Below are 20,943 nucleotides of genomic sequence, written 5' to 3' on the forward strand. Positions count from 1 at the left end.
GTTTCTTGCACTCACGGTCAATTTAGAACTTCGGCAGGAATAGCCTCAAGATTCAAGATGTTTTTTACTTCAGGTTTGCAGCTGCCACAGCCGAGTCCGGCGCCTGTTGCTTTGCAAAGGGAGGGTAAATCGCTGCATCCACCGGCAATAGCTTTTTTGATATTGCCTTCGCCCACATTGTTGCAGCTGCAAACCAGTTTGCCCAGCACAGCTTCTTTTTGCGAGCCCGACCGCAGCAAGCTTTTTCGTTTGTCCGACAGCTCAGTGCCATTCTCTATCAACTCCCTGAATTCGGCGAACTCTGCCTTATCGCCCATGAGAATCACGCCCACCAGCTTGTCGTGATGAATGATGCACTTCTTGTAGTAGGAGAGACCTTTGTCTACAAGTAGTATCTCATCATAGGCGGGGTCATTTTCAGGTGCCTCTGCCATGCCTATGGAGCACAGCGAGACATCTGCCATTTTCAGAATGTTCATGGGTGTGCAACCTGTGAATCGGCTGCTCAGGTCGCCATTGAGGTAATGAGCCAGCACGTCTGCATGTTTCTCAGCGGCGGCAGTAATGCCGTTGAGTTGTCCGTCGTGCTCCGCTATTTCGCCCAGGGCGTAGATACTCGGGTCGCTGGTTTGCATGTAATCGTTGACCTTGATGCCCCGGCCACAGTCAAGGCCCGCCTCTTTGCCTAGCTCCAGATTGGGTCTGGTACCTATGGCATACACAATAGCATGACTGATGAGGCTCTTACCGCTTTTTAGCTTGGCCTCCAGGCACTGCTCATTGATCCTTTGTACCGACTGCACCTGATCGTTGGTGTATACCTGTATGCCCATGTTTTCAATTTCCTGCCGCAATAAATTGCTGGCAAGGCTATCAAGCTGGCGTTCCATCAATCGGGATGAGAGCTGGATAATGCTCACCTTAATTTTTACTTCAGCAAGAGCAGCGGCCAACTCCAGGCCAAGCAATCCACCGCCCACAACTACTACATGATTACCCTCGCCCACGGTGGCTTTCAGCTCGTCGGCATTGCGGCGGTCTCGCATGGTGAAAATGCCCGGCAAATGTATAGGGACATCGGATGGTACAAACGCACGGCTGCCAGTGGCCATCACCAGGGTGTCGTAGCTATGGCTCACACCAAACTGGTCAGTGACCATCTTGAGCGCTGGATCAATGTTTTCAATACTGTTCGACTGATGCAAATGCACATTGAGCTTCTCGAATTCTCCGATTTTAAATTTGAGCAAGTCTTCCCACTGCTTTTGATCGTTGATGTATTCAGGCAGCAATACCCGGTTATAAAACGGAAATTCTTCCTTTGAAAACACATGGATTTCGTCGTCCGGGTTGAGCTCCCGGTGGGTGTTGATGAAGCGATAGGCTGCTGCCCCAGCACCGACAATGACAATTTTCTGCGCTGGTTTCTTATGCGGTTTTACTTCTACCGCTGAAAATTTGAACCCTGGCTGCTTGGAGGTGGGATCAAAAGCCGAAGAAGTAAGGTTGTTGGCCCTTGTGAGGTCTTTCTGCAATGTTTTGCCCCAATGCATGGGCAGGAAAACAACCCCTTTTTTGATGGTGTCTGTCAATTTAGCCACCACTTGCACGCTGCCCCGGCTGTTTTCAATTTCTACTGACATTCCTTCTTTGATACCTCTTGCTGAGGCATCTTGAGGGTGAATTTCGAGAAATGGCTTGCCGATGTGCTGCTTCAGCTTATTGACTTTGCCGGTGCGAGTCATGGTGTGCCACTGGTCACGGATGCGGCCCGTGGTAAGGATGAGAGGATAATCTGGGGTTAGCGGCTCAGTTACATTGGTAGGCGTGTCAGATTTGATTTGCGCTTTGCCCGAAGCAGTATAAAACTGTCTGTCGGTAAAAAGCCTCGGTGTCCCCGGGTGAACCGAGTCTGGAACGGGCCATTGAAAAGAGCCCTCATTTTTTAGTCTTTCGTAGCTAAGCCCTGAAATGTCGATTTTCGTGCCCCGGGTCATGCTGCAGTGCTCGGCATAAATTTCTGCCTGATTTTGGTAATCAAAGCCATGGTAGCCCATTTGCCTGGCAAAACGGATCAGGATCTCACTATCAGCCAAAGCTTCGCCCGGAGGAGATATCACTTTGTTCAGGTGACTAATGCGCCGGTCGGAGTTGGTCATGGTACCTTCCTTTTCCAACCAGCCAGCAGCAGGCAACACAAGATCCGCATACTGCAAGGTGTCCGACTTGCTGGAGATGTCCTGCACCACCACAAATCGAGCGTTTTTCAGCGCTTCATCTACCAGGCGGGCGTCGGGCATGCTCACCACTGGGTTGGTGCAAATGATCCAGATGGCTTTCATCTCTCCGCTTCGCAACGCTTCGAACATCTGCGTGGCTGTTTTGCCCGGCTTCTCTGAAATATGGTCCACGCCCCAGTAGGCGGCCACCTCATTTCGGTGTTCAGGATTCAGCAGGTTTCTGTGCGATGCCAGCAGGGTTGCCATGCCGCCCACCTCCCGGCCTCCCATGGCATTGGGCTGACCAGTGAGTGAGAAGGGCCCCGAACCTGGTTTACCTACATGGCCTGTGACGAGGTTCAGGTTGATCAGTGCCAGGTTTTTGCTCAGCCCCTCAGTGCTTTGGTTGAGCCCCATGGCCCACATGGTAATAAAGCCAGTAGCATTGCCAATATAGCTGGCAGCCTGCTTGATTTGCTCCTGCGGAACATCGCAGATACTGGCAGCTTCTTCCAGAGAGGTGCTGAGTACTTTTTGTTTGTAGTTTTCGTAGCCGTCGGTATGGTTCTGAACAAATTCGAGATCGATATCACCATTTTCAATCAGGCATCTTCCTATAGCGTGAAGCAGGACCGTGTCGGTGCCCGGCCGGAGTTGTATATGCAGGTCAGCCAGGCTACACGAATCGGTGATCCTTGGGTCGATAACGATCACTTTGATGTCAGGGTGTTGTTCTTTGTGTTGTTCAAGTCGGCGAAAAAGGATGGGGTGGCACCAGGCCGGATTGGCGCCTGCAATGAGAAAGCAATCGGCCAGTTCTATGTCTTCGTAGGAGATGGGCACTGAGTCTTCACCAAGGCTTTGGGTATAGGCCGCCACAGCTGAACTCATGCACAAGCGGCTGTTGGTGTCGATATTGTTGGTGCCAATAAAGCCTTTGGTTAACTTATTGACCAGATAATATTCTTCGGTCAGGCATTGGCCCGACACATAAAAGCCTACGGAGTCAGGGCCGTATTTAGTAATTAAAGACTTGAACACCGCAGCCGCTCTGCCAATGGCGGTGTCCCAGTCTGTTCTTTGCATGGGGTGCGATTTGCTCCACCGCATTTGTGGGTAGAGGAGGCGATCGGAGTGATCGGAAACAGTATAATGGAGGTTCCTCCCTTTAGAGCAGAGCATGCCCTTGTTCACCGGGTGACTCGCATCACCGGTTAAGTTCAGCCTTCCTCTTTTGTCAACAGATACTTCTACGCCACACCCCGTACCACAATAGGAGCAGGTTGATTTAAAGACTTTATCTGCAGATTCTTTCATAAGAGTCAATCTAAAGGGTCAATGAAAAAGGGAACAGTGGGGCGGCAGGTTTCCATTTCCAATTTGCGCCGCCCCAGGGTTCCTTTTAACCAATTCAGTAGTATGAAAAGTTATGCGGGTACACGTTCCGGACTCAACTGAGTCTCCTTAACAGAAGCCAGCAATTCCTCCATTTCTTTTTCTGCTTCCTTTTCCATGACGGGCGAGAATTTGACGGCAAAAACTGTAAACGATACAGCCACCACAATGAAGCCCAGAATCATAAACGACTCAGGCCACTCAAGGCCGGTGAGCTCTTTCTTGAAGAGGAACATGCCTGCTACGGCGCCGGCGTTGCCGCCAGCACCAACAATGCCAGATACTGCGCCTAAGGCCTTTTTGTTAACAAATGGCACCACGCTAAACGTGGCTCCTTCGCTCATTTGGACAAAGATGCTGAAAACCAGCAGTGAGCCAATAATGGTTGGTATTGTGCCCATCCGTGAGAATATCACAAGAGCAATTCCCTGGCAGAAAAGGGAAACAAAGAGCCATTTTACCCTGCCTCTAAGTCCGTTGCTTTTGCCAAACTTGTCGCCCAGCATGCCGCCAAGAGAGCGAGCGAAAAGATTCATCAGGCCGAACAGGCCGGCAATCAGGCCTGCAGTTTTCAGATCCATGGTGAAATAATCGGCAAAGTAGAGTGCCGCCTTTGAATTCACGATCAACTCCACACCGAAGCAAGCTCCGTAGATGAGAAACAAAGCCCAAACTCTGTAGTCCTTCAAGGCCTCTTTGAAAACCTTGCCACTGTTGCCTGATTTCGAATGCGCTACCTTCTCTTCTATTTCTGAGTAGTTGCCCTCAGGTGTGTCTTTTGTGTATCTGTAGTAAACAAAGCCCATTACCAGCAGCAGAAAGCCGGGAGCTATCATGGCGTAGCGCCAGGCGAGGTGCTCAGAACCAAAGTAAGCCAGCGCTCCTGCGAAAACGAAGGGCATTACCTGTTGAGTCACGCCGCCGCCCAGGTTGCCCCAGCCAGCAGTTGTGGCATTGGCGGTGCCCACCACGTTAGGAGCGAACATCACCGAGGTGTGAAATTGGGTAATGACAAATGAGGCACCAATAGCTCCGATGAACATACGGGCGATAAGGAACTGCTCGTAGCTTTGAGAAAGGCCTACCAGCATCACAGGGATAGAACCCAGCACCAGAAGCCAGGTATAGGTGATACGTGGTCCGATTTTATCGCAAAGCCAGCCAACAAAGAGCCTCATGAAGACAGTAGAAGCTACTGCCACCATATTAGTGGTTACAATTTGGTCGGTGGTGATGCCAAGGTCGTCTCGAACGATTTGCAGCATAGGGGCCAAACCAAACCAGCCGAAAAAGCAAAGGAAAAAGGCCAGCCAGGTAAGGTGAAATGTGCGCATTTGTACCGAACTGAAATTGAACATATCAATCCGGGTTGCCTTATTTGATTTTGTCATGATACTCATGGTCATTTCTTTTTGAATGGATGAATTGATTGTATGAATAGGTCAGGGGGCAGATTCGAAGAAAGTAGGCTTGATGGTCAGCATGACCCATGCCCAGTTGTTAAAAGCGCTGCTGCTACCCCCAGGCTTAATGATTTCCATGCTGGAGGTGGCCATCATTTGGGAATAGCCGACATGCAAAAGCACATCTTTGTTGAAAGCCTGGCTGAAAACCAGATCAAGCTCAGTACCAAGGTTGGTTTTGTAGGAACTGTTATCTGCGGATGGAATCTCGGAACCGCTAATGAACTGGTGAACGCCGGTTTCAAGTGCTCCTTTTTCAGAGAGTTTGAATTTAGCTGTTAGATAAAGGTCTTTGATGCCCACGTTGCTGTGCCCGTTGCCCACGTAGAAGTAGTCCATGTACCCATAGAACTTGTGGTGAGTACCATAAAGAGGGTTGAAAGCATTGTCTTTGCTGCTGGTGGAGGATGCTCCGCTCAGGTAGTCGACACCCAAAGTGACTGGTGTCTTTCCCACAGGGTAGGTAATGTTGGCAGCCACTAAGAAGGCACCTATGGACTTGCCTGCCGGATTCTTGCCAAACTGATAATAAGCTTCACCATTCAGGCTTATCTTACCAAGTTTTTTAACTGCGTATGCCCCGGCTGTTTGGCTGAAATAGACTACCGAATCAACCGCAGATTGCACCCCGTTGTTGAGCACAAGAAAAGACACATTACCGGATTCGAAAGCCTGATTAAACCAGGAAAACTGCATGGTTTTGTAGTTTCCTCCCAGAAAGTAGTAGGTATTCTTAAGTCTGCCAGGCTCGGAGGGAGACAGTACATCTTCCTGATTGAAGGCTGCACCAACATGCCACTTCGATTGGTTCTTCTGCCATTGGAAAAGTGCCAGATCGTGTGACCTGCCCTGTGCAGCCCAGCCCAGGTTGCCCAGTATGCGGGCGTTGTCGTAATCCAGCGCCTGCCGACCGACCCTGATGGAAAGGGCTTCCGTGAAATTGTATTGTCCCCAGGCTTCATACACGTTGGTTAGTGCTGCATCGGACTTGTAAACCTGCGTGGCACCGCCCCATAGGCGGATATCCTGGAGGGTGATTTTAGCCGATACCTTGTCAGACTTGTAGTCAAAATAGAGCCTGGAGCGCTGCTCGGTAAAGAATGCCGGTTTGGCATCCTCGCTGGCCAGGGTCTTAAAACCATGGCGATACTCTGTACGTGGTCGTACCTCTCCACCAATACTGAATTGGGCACTAACCTCAATAGCAGCCAGGCAGGAAATGAATAGGAATAGGTAGATTTTTCTCATGCTGTACGTCTTTCATGTAAAAGTACGTACTAACACTTAAACTACTTAGAAATATAATAAGAAATTACGTAATTATACGTAAAAATAGAGCACTTGCAATCCGGGGTAGTCTATATTGAATATTTGGCAAGGATTTCTTTTAGATTTGTGTAAAAATTACAATAAGGATAAAAGCATTTTGCCTAGTTTAACTCCAAAGCCTGTTTCAGAGAGGTATCCCCATCAATTTTACGTAGAAGCTCAGCCAGGTTATTGGCATCGAGCTTTTTCATGATGTTGAAACGGTGTGTTTCAATAGTCCGAACGCTTTTGTCTAGTTTTTCGGCAATGTCTTTATTGCTTTCGCCTTTGTAGATCAGGCTTAAAATTTCCTTTTCCCGCTTTGTCAGGGCATTGTCCCCTGTTTCTTGTGGAGTGGGCGAGGTAGCAGTTTTGTTTCTCAGGTTGAGGTAGTGCTGCACCAAAATATTGGAGATATCACCGGTGAAGTATTTTTCTCCTTTTTGAACCGTATGAATGGCTTTGAGAAACTCTTGTTTATTTGAGCCTTTCAGTAAATACCCCGTAGCGCCCATTTCTACAGATTGAAGGATATACTCCTCATCTTCATGCATGGAAAGTACCAGGGCTTTGGTGGAGGGTGAGTAGGCTTTGAGCTGGCGAATGGTTTCGATTCCATTCATTTTTGGCATGTTGATGTCCACAATCAAAATGTCAGGCTGCTTGCTTTTGCATTCATCCAGCGCTTCCTGCCCGTCGGAGGCTTCACCCACTACCTCCAAATCTCCTTCACTTTCCAATAATATTTTAATGCCGTTCCTTACAATTTCATGGTCATCGGCAAGGACTACTCTGATAGCAGGCATAGTTTATATAGGTACTGTTATAGCGATATGTGTTCCCGTTCCCTTTTCGGATTCAATCTGGAAATCAGCGTCTACAAAAGCGGCTCTTTCTTTCATGTTGAAAATGCCATGCCCCGATTCCGTAAAGTGGCCGGTTTCCGCCAGTTGTTTGTAATCGAAACCTTTGCCGTCATCCACAATACTAATAGTGAGCTGGCTCGGATTATGGGAGAAAGTTATCGTTATTTTTTTAGCTCCCGAATATTTAATGGCATTATTCACTCCTTCTTGCACAATCCGGTAGATGTTCATCTCGATATTGTTCTCCAACCGGTTGATGAACTGCGTTTTGTCTACGAACTCAACCTCAATTTCAGATACCTTGTTGACCTCTGCGCAAAACTTTCGCACGGCTGGCACCAATCCAAAATCGCTCAGGCTGCTGGGTGCCAGGTTGAAGGACACACGGCGAACCTCTTTCATCACACTGTTGAGAAAATGCTTAATGTCGTCGAGCCGCTGCCTGTTGTGGCTGGCCCCAGTCAACGACACGGAATCCAGGTTCATCTTCATGGCGGTGAGCATTTGCCCGATACCGTCGTGCAGCTCTTTGGCCAGGCGGCTGCGTTCTTCTTCCTGACCTTCAAGTATCAGCACGGATCTGTAGCGAAGCTCGTTGACGCTCTTCTCAATTTTTTCACGGTTGAGCTCCCGGGCCATCATTTGCGCTTCCTTCACGTCGGTGATGTCTCTGCCAACTACCATCAATTCGTTGCTGCCAGTGCGGTTGGTGGTGGGAGTAATGGTTAAATCAAGCCAGAGAAAGTCTCCCGATACTTCGGTAAATTTCATTTCTCCTGTCCAGGTTTTTCCCTCACTCAGAAGTTTCTTCACACCTTCTATGGCATCTCTCTGGTGTCCGTCCTGCTTGAAAAAATCGAAAAGCGACTCGGGAAGCTTGGTGGTTTCGTCAACAAACTTTTCCCTCATAAACTCGGACACCCAGTAAATGGCACCGTCGCCCCTGGTTTTGCAGAGGACGGCATAGCTTTTGGGCTCCACCTTTATCGCTTCCAGGTCTTGATAAGACTTGCCTAGCTCCACATAAAGCCTGTTGATTTCGTGCGCCATCTGATTGGAGGACAGCTCCGACTCTGCGAGGTTTTTAATGGTTTGGTTAACGTTTCTGGCGGTGGGCTGAAAGATGAAAATGAACTCAAGAATTATAATAGAGAGGGAAATGGCCACCAATATGAGCTCGGTAACGCTTAGTTTATCAACCCGGGCCCGTGCTTCCTTGTCATACTGAAACACGATGTCGTCCATGGCGGCAAGGAATGGCCCTTCGTTCTGCAGGATGATAGCAGTGAGTTCTTTTACTGCAACCCGTAGTGGCTCATCAAAACTAGAGCGGGAAGCAACTCTGGCTATCAGGGCTCTGGAATTTTCGACGATAGTGATGTAGTAGGGGGTAATTGTTTCAAACATTGATTCAATTTGCGGGCTGTTTTCCCCCTTCAGACCAGCTGCGGTATCGCCTTTCAACAAACCATTGTGCGAGGTTTCCCAAAGATCAACCACGTTTTTCAATTCGCCGGCATACTGTTGCATCTCCTCCAGGCTCTCCGATTGGGAAATAAGTAGCGATGCTTTTGCTATCCGTTGGCTCAGCATCCGTTGCCTGCCCGCCACGTTGATCACATGAGAATCATCCTGCTGGCTTGCGATAAAGTTCTGAATAAGCACCTGACTAATGATAATGATCGCAGCTATACCGGATAGCGCCAGAATGTAAAACCTACCTAACCTCTCAAATTTGGATCTTACGTGCTTTTGGTTCATGGAATCGACAACTGCTGCCCTAATTTAGGACAAACCTATGTAAACAACGCCTTCCTCCACCCGGATTGGATAGGTGTCGATGTCGCAGGTATCTCCATTGAGGCTTTTACCAGTCGACAGTGAGAAAGTTTTTTTGTGAAAGGGACAGGCCACTTTGGGCTCCTCTGCCTGAGAACCGATCATTCCACGGCTCAGGATCATTTGCTGCTTATGTGGGCACATATTCTGACAGGCGTACCATTCATTTCTGGCAGAAAAATTGAAAACGGCGATCTGTTTGCCTTTAACGTATACGCAGGCCCCTCCGTTTTCAGGGAAGTCCTCAACCCTGGCGGCCAGGTGCCAGTTAACAGTGTCGGTCAGTGTTTGGGAAGTATGTTGGTTTGCAGTCATTTGTTTGTCGTTTTTATGATGTTGGCTTGCAGGGCAAGTGGCTACCACCCTGCGGGTACTTTCTGTGCTCTTTGCTTGTCAAATTTAAGTGACGGATCTGCCTCGGGGCTGTTCACAAAGTGTTTGAACCGGGCTCTCAAAGCCGGATTGTTTACCACTTCTTTCCACTCACAGGCATAGGCTTCCACCAGCAATTGCATTTCGGCTTCCAGCTGTTTGCCCATGCCCAGGGAGTCTTCCACCACCACTTGCTTCAGGTAGTCCAGGCCTCCTTCTAATTTGTTCATCCACGTGGCCGTGCGGTTAAGCGGCTCAGCAGTTTTGATGTAAAACATCAGGAACCTGTCGATATAGGCAATACAAGTCTCATCGTCGATATCCCCCGCCAAAAGCACGGCATGTTGTGGGTTCGCTCCACCATTGCCGCCAACGTATAGGTTCCAGCCTTTCTCAGTGGCGATGATGCCGAAGTCTTTGCTGAGCGCTTCTGCACATTCTCTCCGGCAGCCCGATACGGCACTTTTTATTTTGTGGGGCGCTCTAAGGCCTTTGTACCTCTCTTCAATTCTGATCGCAAAGCTTACTGAGTCATGCAGGCCATAGCGGCACCATGAACTGCCTACGCAGCTTTTTACAGTACGAAGAGCTTTGCCGTAAGCGTGGCCACTTTCAAAGCCGGCGTTGATGAGCTCTTCCCAGATCTCGGGCAGTTGGTCAATTCTTGCGCCAAGTAAGTCAATGCGCTGACCGCCGGTTATTTTAGCATACAAGTCATATTTTTTAGCTACCTCGCCGATCACAATGAGCTTTTCCGGGGTGATTTCTCCACCCGCTATCCTTGGAATAACAGAGTAAGTGCCACCCTTTTGGATATTGGCTAAAAAACGGTCGTTGGTGTCCTGAATGGTGTCTTGCTTGAGGATAAGCCCATTCCATGCGCTGGCTAGTATGGAAGCAACCGCAGGTTTGCAGGTTTCGCAGCCATGTCCTTTGCCATAATCGTTGATCAGCTGGTCGAAGGAATGGATATTGTTGAGCTTCACCAAATCGAAGAGCTCCTGCCTTGTGTAGGCAAAGTGCTCGCACAACACCTTTCTCACCTTTTTGCCCATTTTCTTAAGTGTGGCGGTCAATATATCGTTGACCATCGGGCTGCAGGCACCGCACCCTGTGCCTGCCTTGGTACAGGTCTTCAATGCCGCAAATTGCTCTACACCATCTACCTCAACTGCCTGAACCAGCGCTCCCTTGGTCACATTTTCGCAGGAACATATCTGAGCACCATCAGGAAGCATATCCACTGTGTTTCCAGCAGGTGAACCCTGGCGGCTGGTGTCCATCACCAGGTCTTCGGGATGTGGCGGCAGGGCCATTCCGTTCAACATCATCTGAAACAGCATGTTGTAGTTGCTGGCGTCGCCCACCAGAATACCTCCCATGAGTTTCTTTCCATCTTTGGAAATGTTGACACGCTTGTAGATGCCTGCGTTCTTGTCTTCAAACACGATGGACTTGTATTGCTTTCCCTCGTCGAGGGCATCGCCAAAGCTGGCTACGTCCACACCGATCAACTTTAACTTGGTTGACATATCCGCACCTGTAAAGCCTTTTGTATCAGCGCCTGTCAGGTGCTCGACAGCCACAGTTGCCATATCGTAGCCAGGTGCCACAAGTCCATAAGTCATGCCCTTGTAGGAAGCCACTTCGCCAATGGCATATATATCGCAGTCACTGGTCAGCGCTGATTCATTGATTTTGATGCCGCCTCTTTCTCCTTTTTCAAGACCGGATTCATTGGCCAGCTCGTCTCTTGGCCGTATACCGCAGGAAATGATGAGCATTTCAGCCTCAAGCGTAGTTCCGTCGGTGAAGGTCATGGATGTCATCGCTTCATCGCCGTGGATCCCTGCGGTAGATTTGCTTAAATGGATATGAAGGCCCATTGACTCAAGTGTGGTTTGGAGCATATTGGATCCAGCTTCATCCAATTGCCTCGGCATCAACCTGGGAGCAAACTCTATCACATGCGCCTCCAGTCCCATGTCCATGGCAGCTTTCGCAGCTTCAAGCCCAAGCAACCCACCGCCCAATACAGCTGAGGTCTTGGCGTTTTTGCTGTAGGTTTCCATGGCATCCAGGTCTTCTACCGTCCGGTAGACAAAAACGCCTGATTTGTTGGAACCTTCGATAGGTGGCACGAAAGGAGTGGAGCCAGTGGCTAGTACGAGCTTGTCGTAGTTGAAAATCCTTCCTTTGTGAGTTGTTACACTTTTGGCACCTCGGTCGATGCTGACCACCATTTCACTGGTAATGAGTTCTATCGCATTCTCCTCATACCACTGCCTTGGAGCCATTAGTAGTGGCTCTACTGACTTGTGAGCGAAGTACTCACTTAAATGAACCCTGTCGTAGGCAGGACTTGGCTCCTCGCCAAATACGATGATTTTGAAGGCTCCCGGGGCTTTGTTTACAAGCTTTTCGCAAAACTTGTAGCCCACCATGCCATTTCCAATTACAAGTACGTTTATCATAATTACGTAAATTAATTACGTAAAAATACTTAAATTAAATTAAGTAATGCTAGATTTACTACGTAAAAAATATCAAATCTTTGAAAAATATGGTTTCAGGCAACAAAAAGACTCCCAAGCTCATTTTGGTAGGCGCTGGCCCGGGCGATATTGAGCTAATTACCGTGAAGGCAACCAAGGCACTCCAGTCGGCTGATGTTGTATTGTATGATGCCCTGGCCAATGAGGCACTGCTCACGGAGTATGCACCAAACGCACAGCACGTTTTTGTGGGCAAGCGAAAGGGGCTCCACCATGTGCAGCAGTACTATATTAATAAGATGATTGTGCGATACGCCAGAAAGTACGGAACGGTGGTGCGGCTCAAAGGGGGTGACCCGTTTGTGTTTGGCAGAGGCTTTGAAGAGATGGAGTATGTTATGAAACACGGTGTAGAAACTTCTTATGTGCCAGGTATCAGCAGTGCTTTCGCCGTTGCTCCTTTGGCAGGCATTCCGCTATCTGTAAGAGGCGTGAATGCGGGGATTACAATAGTGACCGCCACAGCAAGCGACGGAAGCTTGACTGAAGAGTTGGGCTGGGCTGTGGCTGGCAAAGGCACCGTGATCATTCTAATGGGAGTGAGCAAGCTAAACGAAATAGCGCAGCTAGTTTCTACAAACAGAGGTCATTCTGAAGTCATGGCAGTGATAAGCAAAGGTAGTCAGCAGGATGAAAGGAAGCTTTTTGCGCCTGCCTGGTCTATTTATAAAGAATCGATGGTGCAGGGAATTGAAACTCCTGCTATCATTGTTGTAGGTAAAGTGGTGGCAAGTGCTTTGCAATTGATAGAATCTCAGCTGGCCGCTGCCGAGATACAAAGAACATGATTTCAGAAGAAGAAAGACTGAACCTTGCGCTGGCTGACATCGATAGCGTAAATAAGGAAGACCCAAGGCTTGTAGAGGTCGATGGCAAGCCATATCCTACGGAGTTGCTCTACAGTGTACGAATGACTGAAATGCTGCACTTGTTTGCCCCTCACGCTAGTGCGCAGTTGCAAATTGCAGCAAGAGGCCAGCACATTGGCCGGTGGAACAGTCCGAGAAACAGCTTTCCGATGGACAGGCCCGGCTACCTGAAGTGGAGAAGTAAGCTCAAGCTGTACCATGCCGATCAGTTGTCGGGCATTATGGAAAAAAGAGGATTCCCACAAACGGACATTGATATCGTCAGGAACCTGATTATTAAGAAAGGTGTGAAGCAGGAGGGGGAGGTGGCTACGCTGGAGGATGTGGTGTGCCTGGTGTTTCTTAAGTACTATGCTGAAGACTTTGCTGCCCAACATGAGGAGGCCAAAGTCATAGATATCCTGCAAAAGACCTGGGGGAAAATGACGGATCGCTGCCACCAGTGGGCGCTTTCGATGGAATTGCCGGACGATGTCTCTGCGTTGGTCAAGAAGGCTTTACAGGCCTAATCATTAGCCCTGGGATTAGGGAAAAGGTCGGTCTCATCTTCTTCGGGCCGCTTGTGCAAGCACTGAAAGTCCTTTTCTACAGCGAGCTTTATTTCGAAGGCGGTATTGGCATTGAGTGTTTGATAAATGCCCTCTTCGTCAGACTCAGACCAGCTTTTGGCCAGGCCAAGAGGCACCTCAATCTTAATGATAGCGCCTAAAAAAACCGCCTTGAATTCACCGTTTTTGTTGGTGGACAGGGTGTAGCCAAACGATTGGTGATCGGAGAAGGGAAGCTTTTCGGATACCTCACCTTTGTCAATCAATTCGTCGATTTCATGTTGCTCCAGACGGAGCCTTATGCTGTTACCTCTTAGCCTTAACTTCATAATCTGACTTATTGCTCAAAAATACGAAAAAATACTTAGACGTTCTCTATTTAGAACTTGATTCAAGGCAGGCCATTTACTTTGGGTCGGGAAGTCCATTTATCGCCATTTAGCTTCTCGCTAGGAACCAGACCGATACGAACTAAAACGCCACGACAATGAAATTGGCCCTTGGCACCCAATCTCAATCACTCAATCCCACCTTCAAAAAACTACTAAAGTCTTCTTTTGGCTCGATCTTCAAATAAGGGTACTCTACCTTCGATAGATACAGCCCGTTGGGCATTGCGAGAATCATGTTGGGTACTACGATTGTGTTTTTAAGGATATTTTCAAACTCTTCGAAGCTCAACTTTCGGGTGCCTATTTTCAGCAGGTAGGCGACCAATAGCCGTACCATGCTCCTGAGAAAGCGATCCGCAGTGATGGTGAATCGCATGCGCTGTCCATCGTGACTAACATACAGCCTGGCGTCGGTTACCTTGCAATGGGTGTGTTTGTAGTCGTCGGGCCGTTTGCAAACAGGCTTGAAATCGCTATACAGGGGCAGTATAGCTGCTGCCTTTTGCATCGATTCATAGTCAAGATCACGCAATCTGTTGTAGCAGGAGCTGTACTTGTGCAGCACCGGATCTTCGTACAAATGGATAAAGTAATCGTAGGTTCTGGAGTTTGCATCGTACCTGCTGTGTCGGCCTTCTTCCATTTCCAGCACCTCATACACTGTAATGTCTTCCGGCAGGTTTTTGTTGAGCCGAAACTTCAGATCGAAGTCAACGTTGTGCTCAATGTCGATGTGCATCATGTACTGACTGGCATGCACGCCACTGTCGGTGCGCCCGCAACCATACACAGTCACAGGGGCTTTAAAAATCTTATGCAGGGCTTTTTCTATTGTTTCCTGTACGCTGGTGGCTCTGGGTTGCCACTGCCAGCCGTGGTAGTTGCTGCCGTCAAAGCCAATATGCAAGAAATAGATCATTCAGTCGTTCGCTTATAATGTGTCAAAGTAAGCGAGTTTCAATCGATCTATTGCCAGGGCATTCTTGTAAATGGAGTGATTGGTTCTATTGTCCGGTGAAGTTTACCTCTTTTGATATGCCGTTGATGGTTACTTTGTATTTACCGTAGAAAGCAGAAACGGCATATTCTCCGTTTTTATTAGCAACTCCTGAAGCTTTTGTCCACCATTCTTTGAAAATCAGGTTTTGATAGGCCTCAAGCGCTGGGGTAGGCGACCAGTCACGTTTGTAAAGCGAAGAAGCTTTGATCCAGTTATTACCTTCCCAGAATCCCCACATCAGTATGCCCTTAACTGCCGGGTGAGCAAAACAGATCCGGTAATAGTCGGCCATCTCTTTGGCTCTTTGCAGCTCCTGGGCTGGCGTCATTGTCGGAGGGTTGTCGCTTAAGTACTGCGATCGCTGCCCCGGCATATTAAATTCTGTGATGCGGATAGGTAAGTTGAAAATGGCAAGTGAATCCAGGCAGCGCTTCAACTCTGCCCGGTCGAAAGTGTCGGTATGCAGATGCCCCTGCACGCCAATGCCGGCGAGTGGCACTCCCTGCTTCAGCAGAAAGCGAATTTGTGCCATGTAGTCATCCAGTCGATTGCCGGTAAGGATGTCATAATCGTTCAAAAAGAGCTTGATATCAGGGTCGCCGTTGCGGGCCCATTGTGCCATCTGTTTGGTGATCTCAGGCCCCAGCCGGTCTTCGTAATAGTTACCGTGGATCATTTCATTGTTCAGGTCATACTCCACGAACCGTCCTTTGTATTTAGCTGTCACGGTTTCTGCTCTTGTCTGAAGCGTTTGCCTCAGCGTGGCATCATCCATTTCTTTTACCCATGGCTGCACAAATTTCTCAATACCCCAGAAAAGATTGTGTGCCCTTAATGGGATGTTGTTTGCTTCGGTGAAGCTTAGAATCGTGTCAATTGTCGCATAGTTTACCTGGCCCTTCTCTCTCTCCATGCTGAGCCACTTCACTGCGTTTTCGGTGACTGCCGAGTTGAAGTTTTCCAGAAACTTCTCTTTGTAGGTCTTTTTGTCTGCTTCTGACCACCCACCTGCTATGCCGTTGCCAATGGCAGCCCCAAACCAGAAGTCGTGGCTTAGTTGCTCTACAGTGACCTTTTCGCCGGGTTTGGCCTTTATAATTAGCTGGCCCTTACGGTTTTTGGTGATATCATTCTCAATGCCTGCATATTGGGCATTCGCCTGAGTGGGGAAAGTAAGTTGTATGAACAAAAGGACAACGAGGGTAAGGAATCCTTTTGAGAAAGCTGCGTTTATATTTTTCATAGAGGTAGTTGAAAGCTTGTTGAAAGTAGCTCTTTAAACGACCAAATCCATGTGCTTTTACGGTGGCGGTCAATGGCAATCTCCAATGGACGTCGCCTACTGCGAAGAAGGCCGATTTGCTATTGGCGGTTGGCGCCTACTCGATGACCACTTTTGGTTCCGTATTTAGATATCCCAGCGACTGCAAAAAAACGTCGGTTGCTTCCAGGGTCTTTTTGTAGTACTCAAGATTCGTGTAGTTGAAAAAGCCGTGTCCCTGACCTTCGTACAAAATCAACTCACAGGTGTTCCCCATTTTTTCCATGGCCATTTTGAAGTACTCAGCAGTTACAACTGGCACAAGGTTGTCGTTGGTGCCCAATAGAAAAATGGTAGGAGGCGCTCCTTCCTTGATGTTGTGTAATGGCGAAAAGTCTTTGTACTGCTCCTTCACTCTTACATACCCATACGCACCGGGCCCGCTGTCAATCACGGGGTTGTAAAGCACCAGTGCATTAGGCACACAGCTGACAGACAAATCATCGGAATCTTCATTGTATTTGTCTTTATCTGTCAAAGCAGCTGCTGCTGCCAGATGCCCCCCGGCTGAGCCCCCGCCAGCGACGATTTTGTTCGGGTCGATGCTGAATCGACTGGCGTTTTTCCTAACAAACCGCATGGCCGATTTGGCATCTTTGAGTGCTTCAAAAGGTGTGGTGCCATTTTTGTTTTCTGTTCTGTAGTCGGCCAGAAAACAGACCATTCCCCGCTTGGCCAGGTACCTTGCCTGGTTTTCAAGATGGTACCTGTTGCCACTTTTCCAGCCTCCGCCAAAGAAGAAGACCATGGCCGGATACTGTTTCTCAGGAGTGAAGCCCGGCGGGGTGATAACTTCCACATACAGCCTGGTGGTATCAACTTGCTTGTACATCACTTCCGTTTGCGCCCGACTGGAGAACCAGGTGAGGCAGAATATGATGGTGAGGGCAAAGGCGAGGTTTTTGTTCACTGGTTTTTCCTTATTTGAGTAAGCTTGATGAGTTTTGGATGATGCCCTCAAGTACTTTGATCTCTTCGGCAGTAGGCATGGTCAACGGTGCTCTCACCTCTCCGGCACTTCGGCCAATGAGCTTTGCACCTGCTTTGATCAGGCTCACTGCATAGCCGTTCTTTTTGCTTCTCAACCTTACAAAGGGAATGTAGAATTCCCTGGTGATTTTGGTTACCGTTTCTTTGTCTCCGGCCCTCAGGCTTTTGTAGAAAAGATTGGCTAGCTCAGGTACAAAATTGAAGACTGCCGATGAGTAGGTATTGACTCCAATCGATAGGTAGGCCTCGGCAATGATCTCTGCTGTGGGAACGCCCCCGATATACGACAAGCGGCTACCCACCGATTTGATGGTGTCGTTTAGCTCCTGCATGTTGCCGGTGCCATCTTTCAGCCCGATAAAGTTGTCGCAGTTGTCGGCCAGCCTTTGGATATAGTCTGCTGATAGCACGCCGTTGGCCCGGTTGTAGTAAATCACGGGCAGGCTTGTATTGTTCATGATGGTCTTAGCGTATTCGTAGCAGCCATCTTTAGGGCACTCGGTGAGGTAGGGGGGCATCAGTAGCAGTGCGCTCATGCCAGCTTTTTCGGCGATTTTGGCGAAGGCGATGGCCTCTGGTATGCTGCGCCCCACGCTGGAGATCATCGGCACCCTTGCCTGCACCGTTTCGGCGGTCACTTCTACGATTTTTTTATACTCCTGCTCCGACAGGGAGAAGAACTCGCCGGTACCACCAGCCACAAAGATGCTCGACACCTTGTGGGTCACAAACCAGTCGAGGCGGGAAGCGTAGGTAGTGGGATTGAACCGGCCTTTTTCGTCCATATCGGTGATGGGGAAGGAGAGGAGGCCGTCTTCGAGGGAGGCTTTTATCTGAGAAAGGGTGAGTGGCATTGCTGAGGTTAATTAGTCAAATACTATTGCTAATATATCGATCTTTTCGGCGTGTCATTAAATTCTATTTTGAACGGCTCAAGTAAATGATGTTGGTAAACTTGCTCAAAATGCATAGACTTCTTTTTTTTCAAACTAAGAGCAAATAAAAACTAGGAAGATGTTTATGCCCACACTCCGCAAAGTTTTCGTCCCGTCGCTTGTTATTATATTGACTTTGAATGGCTGCACAAACGGCCCCGTTGGTGACACCTCTGTCTTTCTGAATACGCCCGACCTTGTGGCTTTCTGGACTTTCGGCGAGGAAGCCGGGCAGCAGCGGACGTCAGTAGGTGGTAGCCAACCACACTCGCTGTCGGAAGTAGGCGGGCCCATTGCCCGGGCTGATGTTGGCCCGTTCTCAGGCTACTCTGCCTACTTCGACGGCAAGCAATACCTGAGCATCCCGTACAAGGAAACCGGCGATCTCAATATTTGCGGGCCCGATGCGCAGGTATCGATGTTCGCCGTGGTGAAAATCTACGACCTCAGGCAAAGCCGCACCATCGCAGGCATGTGGAGTGAAGGCAAGGGCAGGGACGATGACAGCGGCACACGCCAGTATGCCATGCTCATGAACATGCCTACCTACGGCGGGCCGAAGCAACTTGTACCACACATCTCGGCCGAAGGTGGCGTCACGATGAGGGCCGACAGCACGAAGTTTCCCTGGTGTGCCGACTATGCCGCTACCAAACAGGAAGTGCCGGAGGAACGTTGGTGCACCCTGGCTTTTACCTACGATGGTAAATACATCAAAGCGTATATTGATGGGGTGCTTGATGAGAGAGCGCCTGACCCTGTTAACGATAAACGAGATGATCCCTATTTCATGCAGGAAGGGCCTGGTGGTGCTAACAGAGGTATGAACCCCTATTATCATGGACGGGGTATTTTCTGCTACGACCCTGAAATCCATGGCGACACCAAGCCAGGAGGCGGCTCCGACTTCACCGTGGGGGCACGTTATGCAGTTGGGGAAATGCTAGGAGAGGCGACCATTGGCTACTTCGGCGGCCTGGCGGTGTTTGATCGGGCGCTGACGGACGAGGAGGTGTTGAAGGTGCATGAGGCCAGCAACATTGCAGCCCTGAGAAAGCTGGACGAAAAGTAGTAGGCTGTCTTACAGTCAAGTCTCCCTAACACGCCGTCATTCCCTTTAGGAGCTGACGTGATTAAACAGATAATATCTAATGAAGCAATTAAAGAGGTTACTATCTGCGCTTCCGCAGAGAGTAACCTCTTTAATGCGTTTCGAAACAAAGCCGACGTGGGCTGGGATACACAGACTACAAAAGTTTTGCCGGATGGCGCCGGTGCAGTGCGGTTGCTTGCTACGGTTTGGTTACCAGCTTTGGCTATTGGAGCAAACTTTTGTAGTCTCCTTCACACCCCGTTGTACCGGAGTGTGTCTCACAGGCCGTTCAAGGCTGTGTCTTCGCACCGGAACCACTCCACAAAACACCATCCTCAGTGACTCGCTCACTTCTTGAATGGGGCATGAGGAGCTTATTCACCATACAGATCATTTTAAAGCATATTATATCGGTTAACTCAAGTAAAGTGACCGATCTTTGACATATTTGAAGTCATAATCCTGTCGTACCGTCGGCTCCAAAATGAGTAATATAGCTTTTGTAACCATTGCTACTGGCCCGTTTTCCCGAACCTGCAAGGCAGAAGCATGCCTTGAGTCGCTGTATAAAATAGCAAAATACACGGGGCCGTCGTTTTTGATTACAGATTCGCCCGGCTGCCACGACCTCAACGATATTAGGAATAATGCGGGCTCGGACAATATCAAGCTGATAACCGTAGCGAATTTCTCCCGAAGAATAGATTCTCCAGTCGGCTTCTTAAAACAAAGGGTAGCAGGAGTGCCCGTCTGGATGCCCAGGTTTATTTCGCCCATGAAGCGACCGAAGGCGAAGTCGTTGAAGGCAGAGGTGTTTAATCTGATCGATGACCCGGAAATAGACATACTTATCTACATTGATGCCGATGCTATCTTTCTGAGAGAGGAGGGGCTGGACGACCTGCTTCACTTTGCTTCTTCCGACTGGCAATCTGAAGGTGTTAAGTTCAGGGTCAACCGATTCCCTGACGAGCAACACCCCGAAAGAAAACTAAATATTCACACCGGGTTTATGATTGCTCATCGGACTCTTTCCAGAAAAGCGCTTCAGCATTGGAGCGAAATGATGGGTGTAAGAGAGCATTGGGTGAGAAATTTTTCGAACAAGGAGAAATACCTTCGTGCCTATGAGAAAGTGAAGGCGGAGCAGGGAAGTCCTGGGTATATGTCCGTGTTTCCGATACCCAATCATAAGTATGAAGTGATCCTGGACCCGGCCAATGACAGGGGGCTGATTGGCCACATCACCAGCGGGCGTATCAAGCACCATGGGAAGGTGAGGATCGAAGAATATCTTTCAAAGCTCGGCTTGAAATCTTATCCCACCGGGTACTACACGCTACCAGGTATGCCCCAGTGGATGATCAATATGTTCTATTTTGGATACTTCGGTTACTACCGCAATTATAAAATTGAGAAGGTTTGGAAAGGAATTCGGTCAAAATTTAATGACTGACCGATATTCGCTGCATAGATAAGGCCTGCATAACATGCCGTCATTCACTCCTTCGTCGCCATCGGTATGACGTAAGTGTGGAGAGGGCGGATGTGCATGTACTTCGGCTCTAAAAGGCTGCTTAACAGCTAAAGCCACCAAAGACCGCCGTCATCTCGAACCGAGGTACGAGGGAGAGATCTCCCAGATGATGGCAGTGTTCTTTAGAGGATCGGTGCCAGGTCTTGGGGATGCCCCCTTCGCACCTTCACTTGGCTCCATTTCATTTCGCCAAATTGCGGATGCTCAGCATCGGCATGACGTTGTTATTGTGGCTATAGCT

At 48.9% G+C, this 20,943-nt stretch carries 16 protein-coding genes; 4 read left to right on the plus strand and 12 right to left on the minus strand.

Going from position 1 to position 20,943, the window contains the following annotated elements:
- Nucleotides 1-17: 17 nt before the first annotated feature.
- From ACMVP2_RS22710 to nirB, 7 genes are all read right to left on the minus strand, one after another.
- Nucleotides 18-3,536, minus strand: coding sequence for a molybdopterin-dependent oxidoreductase (locus ACMVP2_RS22710; RefSeq protein ID WP_416865227.1), 3,519 nt, complete (start codon nucleotides 3,534-3,536; stop codon nucleotides 18-20).
- Between the two features lie 110 nt (nucleotides 3,537-3,646).
- The gene (locus ACMVP2_RS22715) at nucleotides 3,647-5,014 is read right to left on the minus strand and encodes a NarK family nitrate/nitrite MFS transporter (protein WP_416865228.1); all 1,368 of its coding nucleotides are present in this window, start codon (nucleotides 5,012-5,014) and stop codon (nucleotides 3,647-3,649) included.
- Between the two features lie 42 nt (nucleotides 5,015-5,056).
- Complete coding sequence (locus ACMVP2_RS22720; protein WP_416865229.1) at nucleotides 5,057-6,325, minus strand: alginate export family protein; 1,269 nt, start codon at nucleotides 6,323-6,325, stop codon at nucleotides 5,057-5,059.
- A gap of 182 nt (nucleotides 6,326-6,507) precedes the next feature.
- Nucleotides 6,508-7,191, minus strand: a complete 684-nt coding sequence (locus tag ACMVP2_RS22725) for a response regulator (RefSeq protein WP_416865230.1) — start codon at nucleotides 7,189-7,191, stop codon at nucleotides 6,508-6,510.
- 3 nt (nucleotides 7,192-7,194) lie between these two features.
- On the minus strand, nucleotides 7,195-9,012 hold the full coding sequence (locus tag ACMVP2_RS22730; protein ID WP_416865231.1) for a type IV pili methyl-accepting chemotaxis transducer N-terminal domain-containing protein: 1,818 nt from the start codon (nucleotides 9,010-9,012) through the stop codon (nucleotides 7,195-7,197).
- A gap of 24 nt (nucleotides 9,013-9,036) precedes the next feature.
- Nucleotides 9,037-9,405, minus strand: a complete 369-nt coding sequence (nirD, locus tag ACMVP2_RS22735) for a nitrite reductase small subunit NirD (protein WP_416865232.1) — start codon at nucleotides 9,403-9,405, stop codon at nucleotides 9,037-9,039.
- 41 nt (nucleotides 9,406-9,446) lie between these two features.
- Entirely contained in the window at nucleotides 9,447-11,936 is a 2,490-nt protein-coding gene (gene nirB, locus ACMVP2_RS22740; RefSeq protein ID WP_416865233.1) for a nitrite reductase large subunit NirB, read from the minus strand.
- Between the two features lie 89 nt (nucleotides 11,937-12,025).
- Here nirB and cobA point away from each other — a divergent pair, with 89 nt between their 5' ends.
- The gene (cobA, locus tag ACMVP2_RS22745) at nucleotides 12,026-12,805 is read left to right on the plus strand and encodes a uroporphyrinogen-III C-methyltransferase (protein ID WP_416868218.1); all 780 of its coding nucleotides are present in this window, start codon (nucleotides 12,026-12,028) and stop codon (nucleotides 12,803-12,805) included.
- A complete protein-coding gene (locus tag ACMVP2_RS22750) occupies nucleotides 12,802-13,395 on the plus strand; it encodes a DUF4202 domain-containing protein (protein WP_416865234.1) in 594 nt (197 codons plus the stop codon). The genes cobA and ACMVP2_RS22750 overlap by 4 nt, the downstream gene beginning before the upstream one ends.
- On the opposite strand, the gene ACMVP2_RS22755 is transcribed toward ACMVP2_RS22750, so the two are convergent.
- The 5 genes from ACMVP2_RS22755 to ACMVP2_RS22775 form a co-directional block, all read right to left on the minus strand.
- Entirely contained in the window at nucleotides 13,392-13,763 is a 372-nt protein-coding gene (locus ACMVP2_RS22755; protein ID WP_416865235.1) for a DUF7009 family protein, read from the minus strand. The two genes, ACMVP2_RS22750 and ACMVP2_RS22755, sit on opposite strands and share 4 nt — an antisense overlap.
- Before the next feature lie 184 nt (nucleotides 13,764-13,947).
- The gene (gene truA / locus ACMVP2_RS22760; protein WP_416865236.1) at nucleotides 13,948-14,745 is read right to left on the minus strand and encodes a tRNA pseudouridine(38-40) synthase TruA; all 798 of its coding nucleotides are present in this window, start codon (nucleotides 14,743-14,745) and stop codon (nucleotides 13,948-13,950) included.
- Between the two features lie 85 nt (nucleotides 14,746-14,830).
- A complete protein-coding gene (locus ACMVP2_RS22765) occupies nucleotides 14,831-16,069 on the minus strand; it encodes an endo-1,4-beta-xylanase (protein ID WP_416865237.1) in 1,239 nt (412 codons plus the stop codon).
- A 136-nt stretch (nucleotides 16,070-16,205) separates the two neighbouring features.
- The gene (locus ACMVP2_RS22770) at nucleotides 16,206-17,057 is read right to left on the minus strand and encodes an alpha/beta hydrolase (RefSeq protein ID WP_416865238.1); all 852 of its coding nucleotides are present in this window, start codon (nucleotides 17,055-17,057) and stop codon (nucleotides 16,206-16,208) included.
- A gap of 10 nt (nucleotides 17,058-17,067) precedes the next feature.
- Nucleotides 17,068-17,991 (minus strand): 5-dehydro-4-deoxyglucarate dehydratase, encoded by a 924-nt coding sequence (locus ACMVP2_RS22775; RefSeq protein WP_416865239.1) that lies wholly within the window; start codon nucleotides 17,989-17,991, stop codon nucleotides 17,068-17,070.
- Between the two features lie 166 nt (nucleotides 17,992-18,157).
- Between ACMVP2_RS22775 and ACMVP2_RS22780 the strand changes: the two genes are divergently transcribed.
- On the plus strand, nucleotides 18,158-19,144 hold the full coding sequence (locus tag ACMVP2_RS22780; RefSeq protein WP_416865240.1) for a LamG domain-containing protein: 987 nt from the start codon (nucleotides 18,158-18,160) through the stop codon (nucleotides 19,142-19,144).
- Nucleotides 19,145-19,649: 505 nt separating this feature from the next.
- Nucleotides 19,650-20,621: a hypothetical protein gene (locus ACMVP2_RS22785; protein WP_416865241.1), complete on the plus strand. Its 972-nt coding sequence runs from the start codon at nucleotides 19,650-19,652 to the stop codon at nucleotides 20,619-20,621.
- Nucleotides 20,622-20,943 lie beyond the last annotated feature (322 nt).

Source organism: Imperialibacter sp. (genome assembly GCF_048007035.1).
GTDB lineage: Bacteria > Bacteroidota > Bacteroidia > Cytophagales > Cyclobacteriaceae > Imperialibacter.